The sequence below is a fragment of the Solwaraspora sp. WMMA2080 genome, assembly GCF_027497395.1.
GTDB lineage: Bacteria > Actinomycetota > Actinomycetes > Mycobacteriales > Micromonosporaceae > Micromonospora_E.
On sequence record NZ_CP114910.1, the window covers coordinates 1,651,428 to 1,671,029 of the forward strand.

Below are 19,602 nucleotides of genomic sequence, written 5' to 3' on the forward strand. Positions count from 1 at the left end.
TCGGGCCAGTGAACAGCCGGGGTCAGCTGCGCCGACGGCGTCGGGCCCAACCGCCGCCGGTGCCACGACCGACCCCGGCGAAGAACAGGGCCAGGCAGAGCAGGCCGATCAGCACCATGGTGTTCCAGTTGAACAGGTCGGGCGCACCGAGATCGGTGTCGAGCAGGTCGAGCAGCAGGGCGAAGCCGAAAACGACAGCCGCAGCGATGGCGAACATCAGATCCTCCTGGGGGGTTCAGTCGGTCGGCCGTTCCATACCCAACGGCCGCGCCGGCCAATCCAGCTTGGACCAGGCGAGACCAGGTACAGCGGTGCGGCCGCGGCCAGCACGACCGCGCCGACCAGCATCGCCAGGCTGACCGAGGCGGCACCGGCGATCGCCATCAGCACCACCCCGCCGAGGGCACCAGCCGGTTGAGCGACCATCGAGTTGAGCGAGAGCACGCTGGTTCGATGCGAGCCGTCCACCTGCCGGTGCAGCAGGCCCATGTGCACCGGGTTCGACGCACCGTGGATGGCGTAGCAGGCCAGATAGGCCACGATCACCCCGACCGGCCCGGCGAGCAGCGCCATCGCGACCACGGTCGCCCCCTGCAGGACGCGGAACGCGGCGGCGGTCACCGGCGCACCGAGTCGTCGGGCGACCGCCGGCACCAACGCGGCGCCGCCGGCCGACGCCAGCCAGGCGAAAGCACCGACCGGGCCGAGCAACGCCGCCGCCCGTTCGGCGTCGCCGGTCACCTCCGCCAGCCGCACCGGCATCAGGGTCTCGAAGGCGACCATGCCGAACCCCCAGAACAACTCGACGGCGACCAGTGCGACCAGCACCCGGGAACGCCGCAGCAGCGCCAGCGCATCCCGAACCACGGACGGCACCCGCCGGATCGACGCGCCGACCGTCGACTCCGGCGCCGGTTGTCCCCCGGCGACCGGCGCTCCGGCTGCCGGCCGTGCCTCGACCAGCAGCAGCACCAGGCCGACCAGGCCGACGACCTGGAACAGCGCCGCGACGAGCACCGGTCCGGTGAGCGCGCTGACCGGACCCACCGGACCGAGTGCCACCAGACCTCCGCTGGCCAGCGATCCGGCTGCGATCGCCAGGCCGAGCACCACTCCCCCGTGACTCAGCCCGCCTTCGTACCGCGCGTCGGGGTCGGCGGCGAGCGTGGCGTCGACGTACCAGGACTCCAACGGCCCGCTCTCCAACGCCCGGTAGAGACCCTGCAGCAGCATCACAGCGACGAACAAGGCGAAGGAGTCCGCGACAGCGAGCAGCGACAGCGACGCCAGGTTCGCCGCCGCCGCGCCGATCAGCACCGGCTTGCGACCGATCGCGTCGGCCAGGCCGCCGGTGGGCAGCTCCAGCAGCAGCACGGCCAGCCCCTGCGCGGCGACAACCAGGCCGATCTGCGGCAGCGTCAGCCCGCGCTCCAGCATCAGCAGCACCCAGACGGGGATCAGCAGCCCGACGGGTGCCCAGCGCAGGCCGTGCAGGATCAGGTAGCGCCGATGCACCTGCCGGGCGGTCAGCCCGGTCACGGCTCGCCTCCGACCGACCCGTCCCCGGCAGACCCGCCCCGGTCGCCGTTGACGACGCGGGGGAAGCCGTAGGTGTAGAGCATCACCTGCTCGGCCACGCCGTCGCCGGGGCCGGGGTCGGCGCGGTAGCGCTCGACGACCGCGTGCAGGTCGGCGTTGAGCCGCCGCAGCTGGTCCGAGGTGAGGGTCAGGATGTAGTCGGAGTACTCGGCGGCGTCCCGCCACTCGATCGGGTAGCCGTCACGGGCCATGTGCCAGTCCTCGGCCAGCCGGACGAACTGCTGGACGAAGTAGCTGGTGAGCCAGTCGGCGGCGGCCCGGGCGTCCGGGTCGTCGTCGAACGAGGTGCCGCGCCACGAGGAGACCTGGTGCACCGAGCGCCACCAGCGCTCACGGCCGGTGCCCCGGGCCGGCTCCTCGCGGACCAGCCCGACATCGGCGAGCTTGCGCAGGTGGTAGCTGGTCGCTCCGGTGTTGGTGCCCAGCTCGTGGGCGAGTGCGGTGGCGGTGGCGGGTCCGTCCAGCCGCAGCGCGCCGAGCAGGCGCAACCGCAGCGGGTGGGCCAGGGTGCGGACCTGCTCCGCGCTGAGCCAGACCGTCGACAACTGTTCGTCCATGCCATGCACGATAGCTTTGCAGAGATTGTGTGCACAACTTCTTTGCAAGCTTTCTCTGCGGTTCGCTCCGGTCGGACAGAAGCGGGCCGGGTCCACGGGCGTGCGAAACGCCCGTGGACCCGGCCCGCGAGGGTCAGGGTCGTCGGATCAGGAGGGTTCGACCGGGGCGGCCACCCCTGCCGTACCGGCGGCCGGGGTCGGCGCGACACCGGCCGGCGGCTTCGGCTTGGCGTCCACCCCGGCCTCCGCGCGCTGCTGCGCGGTGATCGGCGTCGGTGCCTGGGTCAGCGGGTCGAACCCGCCGCGCGTCTTCGGGAACGCGATCACCTCACGGATCGAGTCCACGCCGGCCAGCAGCATGCAGATCCGGTCCCAGCCGAACGCGATGCCGCCGTGCGGCGGCGGGCCGTACTTGAACGCCTCCAGCAGGAAGCCGAACTTGTCGGCCGCCTCCTGTTCGCTGATGCCCAGCAGGTCGAACACCCGCCGCTGCACGTCGGCGCGGTGGATACGGACCGAGCCGCCGCCGATCTCGTTGCCGTTGCAGACGATGTCGTACGCGTACGCCAGGGCCTCGCCGGGTGCACCGTCGAACCGGTCCAGCCACTCGTCGGTCGGCGAGGTGAACGGGTGGTGCACCGCCGTCCAGCCGCCCTCCTCCGTCGGCTCGAACATCGGCGCGTCCACCACCCAGCAGAACGCCCACGCGCTCTCGTCGACCAGGTTGGCCCGCCGGGCGATCTCGATCCGGGCGGCGCCGAGCAGTTCCTGCGCCTCCCGCCGGTTGGTCGAGGCGGCGAAGAAGATCGCGTCACCGGGCTTGGCACCGACCGCGTCGGCCAGCCCACCCAGGTGCTCGGCCGACAGGTTCTTCGCCACCGGGCCGCGCGGTCCGCCGGTCTCGGCGTCCAGCACCACGTACGCCAGGCCCCGCGCACCGCGCGCCTTGGCCCAGTCCTGCCAGCCGTCCAGCTCCTTGCGGGTCTGCGCGGCACCGCCGGGCATCACCACCGCACCGACGTAACCGCCCGCGTCGATCGCCCCGGCGAACACCCGGAACGCCGTGCCGCGCAGGTAGCCGGTCAGCTCGGTCAGCTCCACGCCGTAGCGCAGGTCCGGCTTGTCGGAACCGTACCGGTCCATCGCCTCGTGCCAGGTGATCCGCGGCACCGGCCCGGTGATCTCGTGCCCGGCCAGCTCCCGCCACAGCGCGCCGACGATCGACTCGCCCAGCTCGATCACGTCGTCCTGGGTGACGAACGACATCTCGATGTCAAGCTGGGTGAACTCCGGCTGCCGGTCGGCCCGGAAGTCCTCGTCGCGGTAGCAGCGGGCGATCTGGTAGTACCGCTCCATCCCGGCGACCATCAGCAGCTGCTTGAACAGCTGCGGCGACTGCGGCAGGGCGTACCAGGTGCCGGGCTGCAGCCGCACCGGCACCAGGAAGTCGCGGGCCCCCTCCGGGGTGGACCGGGTCAGCGTCGGGGTCTCGATCTCCACGAAGTCACGGTCGTGCAGCACCGTACGGGCGATCTGGTTGGCCCGCGACCGCAGCCGCAGCGCCCCGGCCGGACCGCTACGCCGCAGGTCCAGGTAGCGGTACCGCAGCCGCACGTCGTCGCCGGCGTCGACCTGGTCGTCGATCGGCAGCGGCAGCGGCGCGGCCTCGGACAGCACGGTCAGCTCGGTCGCGGTGACCTCGACCTCGCCGGTGGCCAGCTCCGGGTTGTCGTTGCCCTCCGGGCGACGGTCCACGACGCCGGTCACCCGTACGCAGAACTCGTTACGCAGTGCGTGGGCCAGCTGCATCTCCTCGCGGAACACCACCTGCGCCACGCCGGAGGCGTCGCGCAGGTCGACGAAGATGACCCCGCCGTGGTCGCGCCGGCGGGCCACCCACCCGGCAAGCGTCACCGTCGTGCCGGCGTGCGTGGCGCGCAGGCCGCCGGCGTCATGGGTACGAATCACGGCACGGAACTCCTCATCGCGGGTACGGGACTGCTTCCGCATTGTGTCAGCCCGTCCGGTACCGGTCCGCGCCGATCCCGACCCCGCCGGCACGTACCATCACCGGGCCCGACACCATCACCACCGCTCGCCGCCGGTCCCGGAGTTCACATGCTGCTGCTGAGTTTCGCCGCCGTACTGCTACTCGCCGTGCTGGTGTCGGCGCTGGCCCACCGCACCATCCTGTCCACGGCGGCGTTGTTCCTGGTGGCCGGCTTCCTACTCGGGCCGCAGACCACCGGCGTGCTGGACGTGCAGGCCGACTCGTCGATCGTCAACACCCTCGCCGAGCTGGCGCTGTTCGCCGTGCTGTTCACCGACGGGATGCGGGTCGGCTGGCAGGACCTGCGCTCCGCCTGGCGGCTGCCCGGTCGGGCGCTGGGCTGGGGGCTGCCACTCACCCTGTTGATCACCGCGGTGCTGGCCCACTACGTGGCTGGGCTGGGCTGGGCGGAATCGCTGCTGATCGGCGCGGTGCTGGCCCCGACCGACCCGGTGTTCGCCGCCGCGCTGGTCGGCAACGAGAAGGTGCCGTACCGGCTGCGGCATCTGCTCAACGTCGAGTCCGGGATCAACGACGGCCTCGCGTTGCCGTTCGTGATCCTGTTCCTGGCGATCGCCACCGGCTCCGGCGACCTGCACCTCGACGAGCTAGCCACCGAACTCGCCGTCGGCCTGGCCATCGGAGTCGCCGTCCCCGCACTGGCGATCGCCCTGGAACGGACCCGGTGGTTCTCCGCGTCGGCCCTGTACGCGCCGCTCAACGGGGTGGCGATCGGCCTGCTGGTACTGGCGCTCGGGCAGGCCACCCACGGCAACCTGTTCCTGGCCGCGTTCGCCGCCGGCAGCACCATCGCCACCTTCGGCCCGCGTCAGCGGGCCGCGTTCGAGCATTTCGGCGAAAGCGTCTCCGAGTTGCTCAAACTCGCCGCGCTGTTGGTCTTCGGCGCGCTCATCTCGATCGAGTTCCTCGGCGAGATCTCCTGGCCGGGCTGGGTCTTCGCGGTGCTGGCCATCTTCGTCGCCCGGCCGGTGGCGCTGGCGATCGCGTTCGTCCGCTCCGGCCTGGCACCCCGGGAGCAGGCGGCGGCCATGTGGTTCGGGCCGAAGGGCTTCGCGTCGGTGGTGTACGGCCTGATCGTGCTCAAGTCCGGCATCGACGCCGCCGACGAGGTGTTCCACCTGGTCGCCCTGACCATCGTGATCTCGATCCTGCTGCACTCGTCGACCGACGTGGTGATCGCCAACGCGTTCGACGACGAGCGGAAGACGCCGGCCTGGCACGACCGCTTCCGGCGCCCAAGGGCCGACACCAGCCACGGCCCGGATCAGTCGTCGGAAGACTGACGACAGGGTCGCGGCACGCCGGACCGCGTACGGCCATCACGACGTGGCCGACTGCGGCGGCCTGGCTCTCTGCGGGTAGATCGTTTCGTGCCGGGCCAGCATGGCGACGATCTCGCCGATCTTCCGCTCGCGGGTCTGCGCCCGTTTGACGCCAATCACCCGGTTGATGAGGGCAAAACGGTTGGTCCTGGTGAGTACGTCGAACATTGCCTGGGCGGCGGGGTCAGCGGCGATCGCAGCGAGCAGATCGGCCGGCACCACGGCTTCCGAAGGCGGCGCATAGGCGGCCGCCCACCGTCCGTCTCCCTTCGCCGCGTCCACCGCAGCACGGCCGGACGGCATCATCCGCCCCTGTGCCTCCAACCGGGCCACGTGGGCGACGTTGCGCTGTGACCAGGAGCTGCGGGTCCGGCGCGGGGTGAACCGGATCCAGGAAGTCTGCTCATCCCGCTTCCGAGCCTGCCCATCGATCCAGCCGAAGCACAGCGCCTCGTCGACCGCCTGCTGCCAGGTCAGGGTGGTGACTGTGCCGCCCTTCCTGGTCAGGGCGAGCCACACTCCGGGCGATGTGCCGTGGTTGGCCGACAACCACCCGCGCAACGCCTCGGCGTCCGCGACGATCAACTCGTCCAACTCGGCGCTTGCCATAACGGCAGGCTAGCCGGTACGCCGTGGCCGCAGCTTCCGCCCGTTCGGCCGGCTCGACCCTGCCTGGTTGCATCGCACCCGGACTTCGGACGGGCTGCCCTGCGAAGTCGCCGCAGGTGAGCCGACCCGTGCGTACCAGGCCGGACAGCAGGTGACACCCAGACAGCGGATACGCGTACGTAACGTGATTGAAATGTCAGAATGCCAGCATCTGGCACGACCCAGGTCTCGATCGCTCATGGAGGTCCGGCTTGTTTCTCACCCGGCACGAGCAGGAGCGACTGCTCATCCACGTCGCAGCCGACGTGGCCTGGAAGCGCCGTGAGAGGGGCATCCGGCTCAACCACCCGGAGGCGACCGCGGTGATCACCGCCTTCCTGTTGGAGGGTGCCCGGGACGGCCGCAGCGTGGCGGAGCTGATGGAGGCCGGGCGCACCGTGCTCGGCCGCGAGGACGTGCTCGACGGAGTGCCGGAGATGCTCCCCGAGGTGCAGGTGGAAGCCACCTTCCCCGACGGGACGAAGCTGGTCACCGTACACGAGCCGATCTCCTAGGAGCGAGATTGAGCGCACCATCCACGCCGTCGGGCACCGACGGCGGCACAGTCGTTCCCGGTGAACTGATCCCCGGCGACGGGCCGGTCACCCTCCATCCCGGCCGTCCGGTGCTGACCCTGCCGGTCGTCAACACTGGCGACCGGCCGGTGCAGGTCGGCTCGCACTACCACTTCGCCGAGGCCAACCCGGCGCTGGACTTCGACCGGTCCGCCGCGTGGGGCCACCGGCTGGCGGTGCCGGCCGGAACCTCGGTGCGCTTCGAGCCCGGCGTCGACCGGGAGGTCACCCTGGTGCCGTTCGGCGGTCGGCGGATCGTCGCCGGGCTGCGCGGCGAATGCGGCGGCGAGCTGGACGGGCGCGGCCCGGCCGGCGGTACGGGCACCGGGCGCCCGGCCGACCAGGCGGGCACCGGTGAGACGGGAGGCACGGCGTGAGCACCCTGGACCGACGGCGGTACGCCGCACTGCTCGGCCCGACCACCGGTGACCGGATCCGGCTGGCGGACACCAACCTGCTGATCGAGGTCGAGGAGGACCGCTGCGCGCCGCCCGGCGCCGACGGCACCCCGGCGTACGGCGACGAGGTGGTCTTCGGCGGCGGGAAGGTGATCCGCGAGTCGATGGGCCAGTCCCTGGCCACCCGGGCCGAAGGGGCACCCGACACGGTGATCACCGGCGCGGTGGTGCTCGACCACTGGGGCGTCGTCAAGGCCGACGTCGGCATCCGAGACGGCCGGATCGTCGCGCTCGGCAAGGCCGGCAACCCGGACACGATGGACGGGGTGCACCCCGACCTGGTGATCGGGCCGGGCACCGAGATAATCGCCGGCAACGGCAAGATCCTCACCGCCGGGGCGATCGACAGCCACGTACACCTGATCTGCCCGCAGATCCTGGAGACAGCGCTGGCCAGCGGCGTCACCACCATCATGGGCGGCGGCACCGGGCCGGCCGAGGGCAGCAAAGCGACCACGGTCACCCCCGGCCCGTGGCACCTGGGCATGATGCTCGCCGCGCTCGACCCGTGGCCGGTCAACGTGCTGCTGCTCGGCAAGGGCAACACGGTCAGCGAAGAATCCATGTGGGAGCAGCTGCGCGGCGGCGCCGGCGGGTTCAAACTGCACGAGGACTGGGGCACCACCCCGGCGGCGATCGACGCCTGCCTGCGGGTGGCCGACGCCTCCGGTGTGCAGGTGGCGATCCACACCGACACCCTCAACGAAGCCGGGTACGTGGAGTCCACCCTGGGCGCGATCGCCGGCCGGTCGATCCACGCGTACCACACCGAAGGGGCCGGCGGCGGGCACGCGCCGGACATCATGCGGGTCGCCGCCGAGCCGAACGTGCTGCCGTCGTCGACCAACCCGACCCGCCCGCACACCGTCAACACCCTCGACGAGCACCTCGACATGCTGATGGTCTGCCACCATCTGAACCCGAGCGTGCCGGAGGACCTGGCGTTCGCCGAGAGCCGGATCCGGCCCAGCACGATGGCCGGCGAGGACATCCTGCACGACCTCGGCGCCATCTCGATGATCGGCTCCGACTCGCAGGCGATGGGGCGCGTCGGCGAGGTGATCCTGCGGACCTGGCAGACCGCGCACGTGATGAAGGCGCGCCGTGGCGCGCTGCCCGGCGACGGGCCGGCCGACAACATGCGGGCCCGACGGTACGTGGCCAAGTACACGATCTGCCCGGCGGTCGCGCACGGCATCGAGGGCGAGGTCGGCTCGGTCGAGCCGGGCAAGCTGGCCGACCTGGTGCTGTGGGATCCGGCGTTCTTCGGCGTACGGCCGCATCTGGTGATCAAGGGCGGCATGATCGCCTGGGCGCAGATGGGCGACGCGAACGCGTCCATCCCGACCCCGCAGCCGATGCTGCCGAGGCCCATGTTCGGCGCGTACGGCACCGTGCCGGCCGCCACCAGCCTGGCGTTCGTCGCGCCGGCTGCGATCGACGCGCTGCTCGGTGACCGGCTCGGGATCCGTCGCCGGCTCGCCCCGGTCGCCGACACCCGGCGGCGGGGCAAGGCCGACATGCCGCTGAACGACGCCACCCCCCGGATCGAGATCGACGCGGACACGTTCACGGTACGCATCGACGGGGAGACGATCGAGCCGGCTCCGGCGGTGGAGCTGCCGATGGCGCAGCGCTACTTCCTGTTCTGACCGCCGGCGATGATGACGATGTGTCACGCCCGGACCCGCCGATGAGCGGGCTCGCCACGCTGCTGGTGCTGGCCGATGGCCGGTTGCCGGCCGGCGGGCATGCCCACTCCAGCGGGCTGGAGGCGGCCGTCGTCGCCGGCCGGGTCCGTGACCTGGCCGGCGTGGCGGCGTACCTGACCGGCCGGCTCACCACCGGTGGGCGTACCGCCGCCGCGTTCGCTGCGGCTGCCACGGCCAGCGCAGCGGCAGCCCACGGTGCCACCGCGACCGGAGCCGCCGGCCGGCTGGACGCGCTCGACGACGGTATCGACGCCCGCACCCCGTCGCCCGCGCTGCGCCGCGCGTCGCGGGCACAGGGCCGGGCGTTGCTGCGCGCCGGACGGGGCATCTGGGCGCTGCCGGCGGGCGGCCCCCGGGACCGCCACCAGCCGGTCGCGCTCGGCGTGGTCGCCGCCGCCGCCGGCCTCGGCCCGGCCGATGCGGCGCTGGCCGCCGCATACACCGCCGTCACCGGACCGGCCAGCGCCGCCGTGCGGCTGCTCGGCCTCGACCCGTACGCGGTGCACGGCCTGCTGGCCCGGCTCGCGCCGGACATCGACGCGGTCGCCGCCGGGGCGGCCGCCCTGGCCGACCGGCCGGTCGACGACCTGCCCGCCGGCTCGGCCCCGATCCCGGAGGTCGACGCCGAACACCACGCCACCTGGGAGGTGCGTCTCTTTGCGTCCTGAACCACACACCCACGTCCACGGCGGGTCCGCCGAACCGCACGCGCACACCGACGGGGAGGTACCGCACACCCACCCCGATCCGGGGGTCGACCCGCACCCGCCCCGGCTGCCGGACGGCTCCCCCGCGCTGCGGATCGGCATCGGCGGGCCGGTCGGCTCCGGCAAGACCGCGCTGGTCGCCGCGCTGTGCCGGGCGCTCGCCGACGAGTTGCGGCTGGCCGTGGTCACCAACGACATCTACACCACCGAGGACGCCGACTTCCTGCTGCGCAACGGCGTCCTGCCGGCGGAGCGGGTCCGGGCGGTGGAGACCGGCTGCTGCCCGCACACCGCGATCCGCGACGACATCTCCGCCAACCTTGACGCCATCGAGGACCTGTCCGACCAGTTGGGCACCCTCGATCTGGTGCTGGTGGAAAGTGGCGGGGACAACCTGACCGCCACGTTCAGCCGGGGCCTGGTCGACCAGCAGATCTTCGTGGTCGACGTGGCCGGCGGCGACAAGGTGCCGCGTAAGGGCGGGCCGGGGGTGAGCACCGCCGACCTGCTGGTGATCAACAAGACGGACCTGGCGCCGCTGGTCAACGCCGACCTGTCGGTGATGGAGCGCGACGCCGCCGCCCGCCGGGGCGAGCTGCCGACGGTGTTCCTGTCGCTGGTGCAGGACCGCACGGCGACGCCGGTGGCCGACTGGATTCGGGGGTTGCTCCGGGCCCGCGCCCAGACACCGGCGGAGGTCGCCGGCTGATGCGGGCCCACGCCCGGCTGGTCGCCGAGGTCGACGCCGCCGGGCGGACCCGGCTGGTCTGCCTGCGCGGCGAGCCGCCGCTGGTGCTGCGCCGCACCGGCCCGGCAGCGGCCGCCGACGGCGGCGAAGTCCAGGTGCACCTGGTCGGCGCGGCGGCCGGCCCGCTCGGCGGCGACGACCTGCGGCTGGACGTCGAGGTCGGGCCGGGGGCGCGAGTGTGTCTGCGTACCGTCGCGGCGTCGCTGGCGTTGCCCGGACCTGACGGCCGCCGGTCGACGCTGCAGATGCTGGTCCGGGTTGCGACCGGCGGCGAGCTGCGCTGGCTGCCGGAGCCGTTGATCGCCGCCGCCGGCTGCCACCACCTGTCCCGGTCGGTGGTGGAGCTGGCCGACGGCGCGGCCGTGGTGTGGCGGGAGGAGCTGGTCTGCGGGCGCGACGGTGAGCCGTCCGGCGACGCCCGGATCGACACCACCGTCCGGTACGCGGGCCGCACGGTGCTGCGTACCGACCTGGCGGTGGGGCCGCGCGCCGACGGCTGGGCCGGGCCGGCGGTGCTCGCCGGGGCGAAGGCGACCGGTTCGGTGCTGGTGGTCCGGCCGGAGTGGGCAGCCGGTGGGCCCCCGGCGGCCGGCCCGCTCGGCCCCGGCGCGGCCCGGCTGCCGCTGGCCGGCGGGCCGGCGGTGCTGGTCACCGCGACCGGCCCGACCGCCCGCGGCGTCCGCGCCGAACTCGACCGGGCCGAACCCGACCGAGCCGAACCGGACCGGGCCGGGGCTCAGCCGCCGACGTAGGCGGCGAGGTGCTCACCGGTCAGCGTCGAACGGGCCGCGACCAGGTCGGCCGGGGTGCCCTCGAAGACGATCCGACCACCGTCGTGACCGGCACCCGGCCCCAGATCGATGATCCAGTCGGCGTGTGCCATGACCGCCTGGTGGTGCTCGATGACGATCACCGACTTCCCGGCGTCGACCAGCCGGTCGAGCAGGCCGAGCAACTGCTCGACGTCGGCCAGGTGCAGGCCGGTGGTCGGCTCGTCGAGAACGTAGACGCCGCCCTTCTCCGCCATGTGGGTGGCCAGTTTCAGCCGCTGCCGCTCGCCGCCGGACAGGGTGGTGAGCGGCTGGCCGAGGGTGAGGTAGCCGAGCCCGACGTCGGCGAGCCGACGCAGGACGGCGTGCGCGGCCGGGGTGCGGGCGTCGCCGGACGCGAAGAACTCCTCGGCCTCGGCCACCGACATCGCCAGCACCTCGCTGATGTCCCGGCCGCCGAGCTGGTACTCCAGCACCGCCGCCTGGAACCGCCGGCCCTGGCAGTCCTCGCAGACGGTGGCGACGCCGGCCATCATCGCCAGGTCGGTGTAGATGACCCCGGCACCGTTGCAGGTCGGGCAGGCGCCCTCGGAGTTGGCGCTGAACAGCGCCGGCTTGACCCCGTTGGCCTTCGCGAACGCCTTGCGGATCGGGTCGAGCAGCCCGGTGTACGTCGCCGGGTTGCTGCGCCGAGAGCCTCGGATACCGGTCTGGTCGATCGACACCGCCCCCGCGTCGGCCGGGATCGACCCGTGCAGCAGCGAACTCTTGCCGGAGCCGGCGACCCCGGTCACCACGACCAGCACACCGAGCGGGATGTCGACGTCGACGTCGCGCAGATTGTTGGCGTTCGCGCCACGGATCTCCAGCGCGCCGGTGGGCTCGCGGACCGACTTCTTCAGGTTGGCCCGGTCGTCGAGGTGGCGGCCGGTGACGGTGACGCTGGCCCGCAGCCCGTCCACGGTGCCTTCGAACATCACCTCGCCGCCGGCGGTGCCGGCACCGGGGCCGAGGTCGACGACGTGGTCGGCGATCGCGATCGTCTCCGGCTTGTGCTCGACGACCAGCACCGTATTGCCCTTGTCCCGCAGCCGCAGCAGCAGGTTGTTCATCCGGGCGATGTCGTGCGGGTGCAGCCCGATGGTCGGCTCGTCGAAGACGTAGGTGACGTCGGTCAACGACGACCCGAGATGCCGGATCATCTTGGTGCGCTGCGCCTCACCGCCGGACAGGGTGCCCGCCGGGCGGTCCAGCGAGAGGTAGCCGAGGCCGATCTCCACGAACGAGTCGAGGGTGTGCCGCAGCGCGGTCAGCAGCGGTGCGACCGACGGCTCGGCCAGCGCCTGGACCCACTCGGCGAGGTCACTGATCTGCATCGCGCACGCGTCGGCGATGTTGATCCCGTTGATCTTCGACGACCGGGCCGCCTCGTTCAGCCGGGTGCCGGCGCAGTCCGGGCAGGTGGTGAAGGTGATCGCCCGCTGCACGAACGCCCGGATGTGCGGCTGCATCGCGTCGACGTCCTTGGCCAGGAACGACTTCTGGATCCGCGGGATCAGACCCTCGTACGTCACGTTGACGTTGTCGACCTTGATCCGGGTCGGCTCCTTGTACAGCAGGTCGTGCAGCTGCGACTTGGTGAACCTGCGGATCGGCTTGTCCGGGTCGAAGAAACCGCAGCCGCTGAAGATTCGCCCGTACCAGCCGTCGACGCTGTAGCCGGGGATGGTCAGCGCGCCCTCGTTGAGCGACTTGCTGTCGTCGTACAGCGCGGTCAGGTCGAAGTCGGTGACCGACCCCCGACCCTCGCAGCGCGGGCACATGCCGCCCAGCCGGGTGAAGGTCTGCTTCGTGGTCTTGCTGGCGCCGCGTTCGACGGTTATCGCCCCGCTGGCCCGCACCGACGCCAGGTTGAAGGAGAACGCGTTGGGCGGGCCGACGTACGGCTGCCCGAGCCGGCTGAACAGGATCCGCAGCATCGCGTTGGCGTCGGTGGCGGTGCCGACCGTGGACCGCGGATCGCCGCCCATCCGCTCCTGGTCGACGATGATCGCCGTGGTCAGCCCATCGAGCACGTCGACCTCGGGCCGGGCCAGCGTCGGCATGAACCCCTGCACGAAGGCGCTGTACGTCTCGTTGATCAGGCGCTGCGACTCGGCCGCGACCGTGCCGAACACCAGCGAGCTCTTGCCCGAACCGGAGACCCCGGTGAACACCGTCAGCCGGCGTTTCGGGATCTCGACGCTGACGTCCTTGAGGTTGTTGACCCGCGCGCCGTGCACCCGGATCAGGTCGTGACTGTCGGCGGGGTGCGGGGTGGACGGCCGCTCCCCCGAGGCGGTGGCCCTGCTCATCGAGAATCCCTACCTATCGAGTCTGCTGGATGCGGATCAGGTTGCCGGCGGGGTCACGCACGGCACAGTCGCGGACCCCGTACGGCTGCTCGGTCGGCTCCTGGACGATGTCCGCGTCGCCGGCCTGCAGCCGCTCGAAGACCCCGTCGAGGTCGCTGGTGGCCAACAGGATGCCGGCGTAGGTGCCCTTGGCCATCATCTCGGTGATCGTACGGCGCTCGTCGTCGGTGATGCCGGGGTCGACACCCGGCGGGTGCAGCACGATCGCGGTGCCGGGCTGGTCGACCGGGCCGACGGTGAGCCAGCGCATCCCGTCGTAGCCGACGTCCAGGCGCAGCTCGAAGCCGAGCAGGTCGCGCCAGAAGGCCAGCGCGGCGTCGGCGTCGGCGTGCGGCAGGAAGCTGGAGTGAATCGTGATGTCCATGCCGGTCACGCTAGTTGCGCCGCCGGAACCCGCGCTTCTCGATTCCTGATCGGTCTGGTTACCTGTTTTGCCAGGCAGGCGGGCATCTCCGGGCGGGCGGAGCCGGCCCGGCGCCGGTAGACGCTGGGCGGGACGCCGACCAGTTCGGTGAACCGGGTGCTGAAGGTGCCCAGCGACGCGCAGCCGACCGCGAAACAGACGTCGGTGATGCTCAGGTCACCCCGGCGCAGCAGCGCCATCGCGCGTTCGATGCGCCGGGTCATCAGGTACGCGTACGGCGACTCGCCGTAGGCGCGCCGAAACTCGCGGCTGAGGTGCCCGGCCGACATGTGCACGCCACGGGCCAGGGCCTCGACGTCGAGTGGCCGGGCGTACTCCCGGTCGATCCGGTCGCGCACCCGGCGCAGCCGCGCCAGGTCGCCCAGGTGCTGCTCCTGCCTCGCACTGCCGGTCACCCGGGCGATGCTGCCACACCCCGTCGGCACTTCCCGCCCGGCGCGGCCCAACCTACGGTGCGGCGGGAGCGTAGCGTGCGTTCGGCATGTGAACGACACGTAGGAAGGCGGGCAGGCGCCACGGCCGCGGCCCTCCGACGACGACGTCGCGACGCAGAGCGGCGACGGCGGTGCCGGTCCGACCGAACAGCATCAGGTTGAACCGGGCCGGACGGAACCGCAGCCGGACGTCGACCGGGTCGTCCGGTGGGGCGAGCCGGATCCGTCCGTCACCGAGCACGACGGTCGCGGTCGGGGTGTACGCAGAACGGAACTGCACCGCGATCGGCCGTTTCGGCATTGCCCGCGAGGTGTCCAGCAGGACGCCGTAGTCGTGGTGCAGCATCCCGAGAAAGAACTGGTCGAAGTACAGCGACGCGTAGTCGTCGGGCATCGACCAGGGGCGGCGCAACACCCGGGCGATGTCCCAGCCGTGCACCAGCAGCTCGTTGACCAGGTGTGCCACCATGCCGGCGATCGGCACCCGCGCGTCGCCCAGCCACTGGACGGTCCTTTCCGGCGGCAGCTGGGCGGTCGCCGCGAGAATCGCGTCGGTCGCCTCGCCGAGCAGTTCGGCGAGGCGAGCCGGGTCGCGTTCGGTGAAGTGCCGCAGCACATGGTCGTTGACGTCGGCGACGGTGTCGACGTTCGCGGCGGACAGGGCCGCGCGGATGTCGGGGATCTGCAGCGGCGGCTCGTCACCCTCGACGAGGGTGACGTACAGCATCGCGATGCTCACCACGTGCGCGGCGGTGTCCGACACCGTCCAGTCGCGGGTCGCCATCGCCTTCGGCTGACTGTCGACTGTCAGCAGTGATTGGAATCGGTCGGTGAGGACACTCAACGCCGTACGGGCCAGGGTCCAGCGGTCAACGGGCACAACGAAACTCATCCGGTGATCGTGGCACCGGCTGCGTCGACAGTGTTCCTTGACGTTGCGCGTTTCATGCGCGATTTCCGATGAGCCGACCCTGGCCGGGGTCGCGCCTGGCGACGACACGGGCGAGGGTGCGCAGCATGGTACGGACGAAGCGGTCGAAGACACGGTCGGGCAGAATCCGCCGGGCCGCCAGGATCACCCTGGCGGCCCGGCCGACGGGGTAGCGGGTCCGTGGCCGGCGGGCGCGCACCGCTCTGGCGACGGCGTCGGCGACCACCGAGGGCGGCGACGCCGGGCCGTCCTCGACCGCGAGGATGGCCGCGCCAAGTGCCGCCTGGTCGGCGTACGGGCCGCGACCCGAGGTGTCGAGGAGATGCTGGCCGGCGATGGCGGGCCACTCGGTGGCGATCGCACCGGGCTGGATGACGACCACGTCGATGCCGAGTGGGGCGAGCTCCATCCGCATCGAGTCGCTGAGTCCTTCGACGGCGAACTTGGTGGCGTGGTACCAGCCGCCGAGCGGCTCGTGGATCTTCCCACCGATTGACGAGATGTTGACGATGCGTCCACTGCCCTGCCGGCGCATCTGCGGCAGCACGAGTTGCGTCAGCCGGGCCAGGCCGAACACGTTGACGTCGAACTGGCGGCGGGCCTCGTCCAAGGGCACGTCCTCGACCGCGCCGAACGAACCGTACCCGGCGTTGTTGACCAGCACGTCGACCCGCCCGGATTCGGCCAGTACCTGTTTGACGAGGTCGACCAGCGCGGCGTCGTCGGTGATGTCGGCCCGCACGGGCCGGATGCCGACGTCGGCCAACGGGGTGATCCGGTCGAGCCGGCGGGCGACGGCGTAGACGTGGTAGCCCATGGCGCGCAGCTTGCGGGCGGTGGCCTCGCCGATGCCGGAGGAGGCGCCGGTGACGACGGCGACCTTGTCGCTCATGATCTCTCCCTTGGTAACCAACTAGATAGTTACATCATCGGCGCTACCCGCGCAGTTGTCAACCAACCAGTTGGTTTTGGGTAGGCTGGCGGCATGGTCCGCGACTCCACCGCCACCAAGCACCGGATCCTTGACGCCGCCACCGTCGAGTTCGCCGCCCACGGCCTGGCCGGCGCCCGGGTCGACCGGGTAGCCGAGCGCGCCGGCGCCAACAAGCAGCTGATCTACGCGTACTTCGGCAGCAAGGAACGGCTCTTCGACACCACCCTCGCCACCCACCTGGAGCGCTTCATGGAAGCGGTGCCCTTCGACGCAGACGACATACCCGGCTACGCCACCGCGATGTTCGACTTCGGCGTCACGCACCCGGACCTGCTCCGACTGCTGCAGTGGCACACCCTCGAACGGCCCGGCGAGCTCGCCCGGATGGAGCAGAACCACCACACGACCCGACGGAAACTGGCCGCCCTGGCCGAGGCCCAGGCCGCCGGCCTGGTCGACGACACGCTCCCGCCCGCCGAACTGCTCGCCGTCGTTCTCGCCGTCGCCCGGGCCTACGACGATCCGGCGCCGACGTCGGTGGCCGCGCGCCGGGCCAGCGTGACCACCGCCGTACGCCGGCTCGTCACCCCCGGCCCGCGCCCGTAGAGCCAGCTCGTCACTCCGCCCGCGACCGTAGAACCCGGCGACCCGGGTCCGGCGCGCCGCCGGTCCGCGACATCGAAACGGTTGTGCCGGGAACCAGCGACGCCGTTGCACCGACTACTCCTATCGGACCCCGGGACACATTATTGACTGACGTCTATCTGGAGCGCTCCGTGCCGCGACCCCGCATGCTTGCCGCCGTCCTCGCCGCGTCGATCGGACTCACCACAGCCTGCAGCGCTGACTCCGGTGGTGGCGCCACCTCGACGACATTGCGGATCGGGTTGGGCACCGAGTCGGGCGCACTGGACCCGCACGCGTTCACCGGCAACTTCCTGCTCCTCGACGCCATCTACGAGCCACTGGTCAGCTACGGCGAGGACGGGCAACTGGAGCCGGGCCTGGCCGAGTCCTGGACGGTGGCACCGGACGGACGGCAAGTGAGTTTCGACCTACGCGACGACGTGCACTTCACCGACGGGACGCCGGTCGACGCCATGGCCGTCAAGTGGAACTTCGACCGGTGGGTGGGCAACGAACGCTTCTCGTTCTTCCGGGCCTCGCAGGTCGTCTCCGCTGTGGACGCCCCGGATCCGGACACAGTCGTGCTCACCCTGTCCGAACCGTACGAACCGCTGCTGCAGGAGTTGTCGATCGTCCGTCCTGTCCGGCTGCTCAGCCCGGAGTCCGCCGGCGCCGACGGCACCTTCCAGGACCCGGTGGGCACCGGGGCGTGGAAGCTGGTGTCCAACGGCGCCACCGGCACCGTGCTGGAGCGCAACGACGACTACTGGGGGCCGAAGCCCAGTCTGGAACGGCTCGAGTTCAAGGTAATCCCGGATTCGCAGGCCCGCGTCGACGCACTCACCAACGGCGAGATCGATCTGATCGGCGGCGCCTACCTGGCCCCGATCACGCCGGTGGAGGCGCAGTCCTTGCGCGATCGCGCCGGCGTACGGCTGATCACCGGCGCGGCGGACGTCTCGATCCTGCTCGGGTTCAACCCCGACGGCCCCGCCGGCGACCGGGCGGTCCGAGAGGCCGTCGGCCGGGCGATCGACACCGAGGCGCTAGCGACGGCGTTGTTCCTGGGCCAAGCGGAACCGGCCCGTCGGGTGTTCCCGCCGAGCGTGCCGGACTCCGGTACCGATCTGCCGGTCGGCTTCGACCGGGCCGCCGCAGGGCGGGTGCTAGACACCGCAGGCTACCTCCGCGAAGGGGAGATCCGGACCCGCGACGGCGAGCCGCTGTCGTTGCGGCTGCTCATCCCGGCCGCACCGGCCGAGGGGCAGCTCGATCCGCGCACCATGGCCGCCGCGATCGCCTCCGCTCTGCAGGAGGTGGGGATCGGCGTGGAACTGGTCCCGGTCGACGCCGCCGCCTACTACGACGAGCGGGCCGAGGGCAGGTACGACCTGACCTTCTTCGAAACCCTCGGCGCCCCGTACGACCCGTCCAGCTCGATCGTGTCCCTGTTCACCGACGGGGCCCGAGCGCCGCTGTGGGTGACGCCGACCACCGAGGACCTGGTCGACAAGGCGTTGTTCGCCACCGACCCCGCTGAACGTTCCGAGGCCTACCAGGACCTCTACGAGGCGGTGGCCGCTGATACCGGGTTCGTCCCGTTGGTGTACCGGCCCCGACTGTGGGCGGTGCGCGACGGGGTGAACGGCTTCGCGGTGCCGCCCACCGACGTAGATCTCGAACTGACCGGGGTCACCGTCGGGTGAGCGTGTCCCTGCGGCCACGGACCGTCGGCGGCCACCTCGTACGGTGGACCGTCGACACCGTCGGCGTGCTGCTCGCGCTGTCGGCCGGAACGTTCGCGCTGGTGCTGCTGGCCCGCGGCGATCCCGCCGCGGTGCTGGCGGCCACCCGGGCCGGCCGGCCGGCGACTCCGGAGCAGGTCGAGGCCGTCCGCTCCGAACTTGGGCTGGACGCTCCCGCCCCGGTGCGGTACGTGCGGTGGCTGGCCGACGCCGCCACCGGCGACTTCGGACTGTCGCTGCGGACGAACCTGCCGATCGGCCCCGAGGTCGCCGACCGGCTGGCCGTGACGGCGGGGCTGGTGGCGGGATCGGTCGTGGTGGCCGTGGTGGTGGGGATGACCGTCGGCGTCGCCGGGGCGGTGGCCGGGCGGGGGCCGCTGCGTGGGGTACTGCGGATCGGGGCGCTGCTGGCGACGTCGGTGCCGGCGTTCTGGCTGAGCTACCTCCTGGTTCTGCTGCTGGCTCTACGGTGGCAACTGGTGCCGACGTCAGGCATGGCCGGTCCCGCCACCTGGGTGATGCCGATGGCGGTGCTCGGGCTGCCGGCGGCCGGAGTGCTCAGCCGGGTGGTGGCGGTCACGTTACGGGAAGCGATCGACCGGCCGTACGTCCTGGCGGCGCTGGCCCGGGGCAGCGGGCCGATGTCGATCGTGCTCCGCGACGGTCTGCCGAACGCGGCCGGGCCGATCCTGTCCGTAACCGGGGTGATCATCGGCGGTCTGCTGGTTGGCACGGTCGTGGTGGAGCAAATCTTCGGCTGGCCCGGTCTCGGGGCGTACTTCGTCCACGCCGCCGCCGCCCGTGACGTGCCGGCCCTGCAGGCCAGCGCGCTCGTGCTCGGCGGAGGTTTCATCCTGGCCAACCGGCTCGCCGACGTCGTGCAGGTCCTCGTCGATCCCCGGGCCCGGTCGGGGGTCGGATGACGG

General features: G+C 71.9%; 20 protein-coding genes. 10 read left to right on the forward strand and 10 right to left on the reverse strand.

What is annotated here, in order from left to right:
• Positions 1–22: 22 nt before the first annotated feature.
• From O7543_RS07395 to aspS, 4 genes are all read right to left on the reverse strand, one after another.
• Positions 23–217 carry a hypothetical protein gene (locus O7543_RS07395; RefSeq protein WP_281554530.1) on the reverse strand — a complete coding sequence of 65 codons (195 nt, stop codon included), beginning with the start codon at positions 215–217 and terminating at the stop codon, positions 23–25.
• Positions 217–1,539, reverse strand: coding sequence for an MFS transporter (locus tag O7543_RS07400; RefSeq protein ID WP_281554529.1), 1,323 nt, complete (start codon positions 1,537–1,539; stop codon positions 217–219). Before O7543_RS07400 ends, O7543_RS07395 begins: the two co-directional genes overlap by 1 nt.
• Positions 1,536–2,156: a winged helix-turn-helix domain-containing protein gene (locus O7543_RS07405; RefSeq protein ID WP_281554528.1), complete on the reverse strand. Its 621-nt coding sequence runs from the start codon at positions 2,154–2,156 to the stop codon at positions 1,536–1,538. The genes O7543_RS07400 and O7543_RS07405 overlap by 4 nt, the downstream gene beginning before the upstream one ends.
• A gap of 147 nt (positions 2,157–2,303) precedes the next feature.
• Positions 2,304–4,124: an aspartate--tRNA ligase gene (gene aspS, locus O7543_RS07410; RefSeq protein ID WP_281554527.1), complete on the reverse strand. Its 1,821-nt coding sequence runs from the start codon at positions 4,122–4,124 to the stop codon at positions 2,304–2,306.
• 150 nt (positions 4,125–4,274) lie between these two features.
• Here aspS and O7543_RS07415 point away from each other — a divergent pair, with 150 nt between their 5' ends.
• On the forward strand, positions 4,275–5,510 hold the full coding sequence (locus tag O7543_RS07415) for a cation:proton antiporter (protein ID WP_281554526.1): 1,236 nt from the start codon (positions 4,275–4,277) through the stop codon (positions 5,508–5,510).
• Positions 5,511–5,546: 36 nt separating this feature from the next.
• Here O7543_RS07415 and O7543_RS07420 read toward each other — a convergent pair whose 3' ends face one another.
• On the reverse strand, positions 5,547–6,158 hold the full coding sequence (locus O7543_RS07420; RefSeq protein WP_281554525.1) for a YdeI/OmpD-associated family protein: 612 nt from the start codon (positions 6,156–6,158) through the stop codon (positions 5,547–5,549).
• 251 nt (positions 6,159–6,409) lie between these two features.
• On the opposite strand from O7543_RS07420, the gene O7543_RS07425 reads away from it, so the two are divergent.
• From O7543_RS07425 to O7543_RS07450, 6 genes are read left to right on the forward strand one after another with little or no spacing between them, the layout of a single operon-like run.
• Entirely contained in the window at positions 6,410–6,712 is a 303-nt protein-coding gene (locus O7543_RS07425) for an urease subunit gamma (protein WP_123601150.1), read from the forward strand.
• 8 nt (positions 6,713–6,720) lie between these two features.
• Positions 6,721–7,149, forward strand: a complete 429-nt coding sequence (locus O7543_RS07430; RefSeq protein ID WP_281554524.1) for an urease subunit beta — start codon at positions 6,721–6,723, stop codon at positions 7,147–7,149.
• Complete coding sequence (locus O7543_RS07435; RefSeq protein ID WP_281554523.1) at positions 7,146–8,882, forward strand: urease subunit alpha; 1,737 nt, start codon at positions 7,146–7,148, stop codon at positions 8,880–8,882. The genes O7543_RS07430 and O7543_RS07435 overlap by 4 nt, the downstream gene beginning before the upstream one ends.
• Positions 8,883–8,923: 41 nt before the next feature.
• Entirely contained in the window at positions 8,924–9,610 is a 687-nt protein-coding gene (locus tag O7543_RS07440; RefSeq protein ID WP_281567361.1) for an urease accessory UreF family protein, read from the forward strand.
• On the forward strand, positions 9,600–10,358 hold the full coding sequence (ureG, locus tag O7543_RS07445) for an urease accessory protein UreG (RefSeq protein WP_348650085.1): 759 nt from the start codon (positions 9,600–9,602) through the stop codon (positions 10,356–10,358). Before O7543_RS07440 ends, ureG begins: the two co-directional genes overlap by 11 nt.
• Positions 10,358–11,149, forward strand: coding sequence for an urease accessory protein UreD (locus O7543_RS07450; RefSeq protein ID WP_281554521.1), 792 nt, complete (start codon positions 10,358–10,360; stop codon positions 11,147–11,149). The genes ureG and O7543_RS07450 overlap by 1 nt, the downstream gene beginning before the upstream one ends.
• Here O7543_RS07450 and O7543_RS07455 read toward each other — a convergent pair.
• Genes O7543_RS07455 through O7543_RS07475 form a run of 5 tightly spaced genes read right to left on the reverse strand, consistent with a single transcriptional unit; the run spans position 11,134 to position 16,262 of the window.
• Positions 11,134–13,521 carry an excinuclease ABC subunit UvrA gene (locus O7543_RS07455; RefSeq protein WP_281554520.1) on the reverse strand — a complete coding sequence of 796 codons (2,388 nt, stop codon included), beginning with the start codon at positions 13,519–13,521 and terminating at the stop codon, positions 11,134–11,136. The genes O7543_RS07450 and O7543_RS07455 overlap by 16 nt on opposite strands.
• A gap of 13 nt (positions 13,522–13,534) precedes the next feature.
• Positions 13,535–13,945, reverse strand: coding sequence for a VOC family protein (locus O7543_RS07460; protein WP_281554519.1), 411 nt, complete (start codon positions 13,943–13,945; stop codon positions 13,535–13,537).
• Positions 13,946–13,950: 5 nt separating this feature from the next.
• Positions 13,951–14,400: a helix-turn-helix transcriptional regulator gene (locus O7543_RS07465; RefSeq protein WP_281554518.1), complete on the reverse strand. Its 450-nt coding sequence runs from the start codon at positions 14,398–14,400 to the stop codon at positions 13,951–13,953.
• 52 nt (positions 14,401–14,452) lie between these two features.
• Positions 14,453–15,331, reverse strand: coding sequence for a maleylpyruvate isomerase N-terminal domain-containing protein (locus tag O7543_RS07470; RefSeq protein ID WP_281554517.1), 879 nt, complete (start codon positions 15,329–15,331; stop codon positions 14,453–14,455).
• Positions 15,332–15,383: 52 nt separating this feature from the next.
• Positions 15,384–16,262 (reverse strand): oxidoreductase, encoded by an 879-nt coding sequence (locus tag O7543_RS07475; RefSeq protein WP_281554516.1) that lies wholly within the window; start codon positions 16,260–16,262, stop codon positions 15,384–15,386.
• A 93-nt stretch (positions 16,263–16,355) separates the two neighbouring features.
• Between O7543_RS07475 and O7543_RS07480 the strand changes: the two genes are divergently transcribed.
• From O7543_RS07480 to O7543_RS07490, 3 genes are all read left to right on the forward strand, one after another.
• Positions 16,356–16,910 (forward strand): TetR family transcriptional regulator, encoded by a 555-nt coding sequence (locus O7543_RS07480; protein WP_281554515.1) that lies wholly within the window; start codon positions 16,356–16,358, stop codon positions 16,908–16,910.
• A 170-nt stretch (positions 16,911–17,080) separates the two neighbouring features.
• Positions 17,081–18,637, forward strand: a complete 1,557-nt coding sequence (locus O7543_RS07485; RefSeq protein ID WP_281554514.1) for an ABC transporter substrate-binding protein — start codon at positions 17,081–17,083, stop codon at positions 18,635–18,637.
• Complete coding sequence (locus O7543_RS07490; protein WP_281554513.1) at positions 18,634–19,599, forward strand: ABC transporter permease; 966 nt, start codon at positions 18,634–18,636, stop codon at positions 19,597–19,599. Before O7543_RS07485 ends, O7543_RS07490 begins: the two co-directional genes overlap by 4 nt.
• Positions 19,600–19,602 lie beyond the last annotated feature (3 nt).

What these genes read in the sequence shown, in the direction of transcription:
- O7543_RS07475 (WP_281554516.1), bottom strand. Translation starts at nt 16,262, where the DNA reads ATGAGCGACAAGGTCGCCGTCGTCACCGGCGCCTCCTCCGGCATCGGC.
- O7543_RS07415 (WP_281554526.1), top strand. Translation starts at nt 4,275, where the DNA reads ATGCTGCTGCTGAGTTTCGCCGCCGTACTGCTACTCGCCGTGCTGGTG.
- O7543_RS07470 (WP_281554517.1), bottom strand. Translation starts at nt 15,331, where the DNA reads ATGAGTTTCGTTGTGCCCGTTGACCGCTGGACCCTGGCCCGTACGGCG.
- O7543_RS07455 (WP_281554520.1), bottom strand. Translation starts at nt 13,521, where the DNA reads ATGAGCAGGGCCACCGCCTCGGGGGAGCGGCCGTCCACCCCGCACCCC.
- O7543_RS07420 (WP_281554525.1), bottom strand. Translation starts at nt 6,158, where the DNA reads ATGGCAAGCGCCGAGTTGGACGAGTTGATCGTCGCGGACGCCGAGGCG.
- O7543_RS07440 (WP_281567361.1), top strand. Translation starts at nt 8,924, where the DNA reads ATGAGCGGGCTCGCCACGCTGCTGGTGCTGGCCGATGGCCGGTTGCCG.
- O7543_RS07450 (WP_281554521.1), top strand. Translation starts at nt 10,358, where the DNA reads ATGCGGGCCCACGCCCGGCTGGTCGCCGAGGTCGACGCCGCCGGGCGG.
- O7543_RS07405 (WP_281554528.1), bottom strand. Translation starts at nt 2,156, where the DNA reads ATGGACGAACAGTTGTCGACGGTCTGGCTCAGCGCGGAGCAGGTCCGC.
- O7543_RS07460 (WP_281554519.1), bottom strand. Translation starts at nt 13,945, where the DNA reads ATGGACATCACGATTCACTCCAGCTTCCTGCCGCACGCCGACGCCGAC.
- O7543_RS07395 (WP_281554530.1), bottom strand. Translation starts at nt 217, where the DNA reads ATGTTCGCCATCGCTGCGGCTGTCGTTTTCGGCTTCGCCCTGCTGCTC.
- O7543_RS07480 (WP_281554515.1), top strand. Translation starts at nt 16,356, where the DNA reads ATGGTCCGCGACTCCACCGCCACCAAGCACCGGATCCTTGACGCCGCC.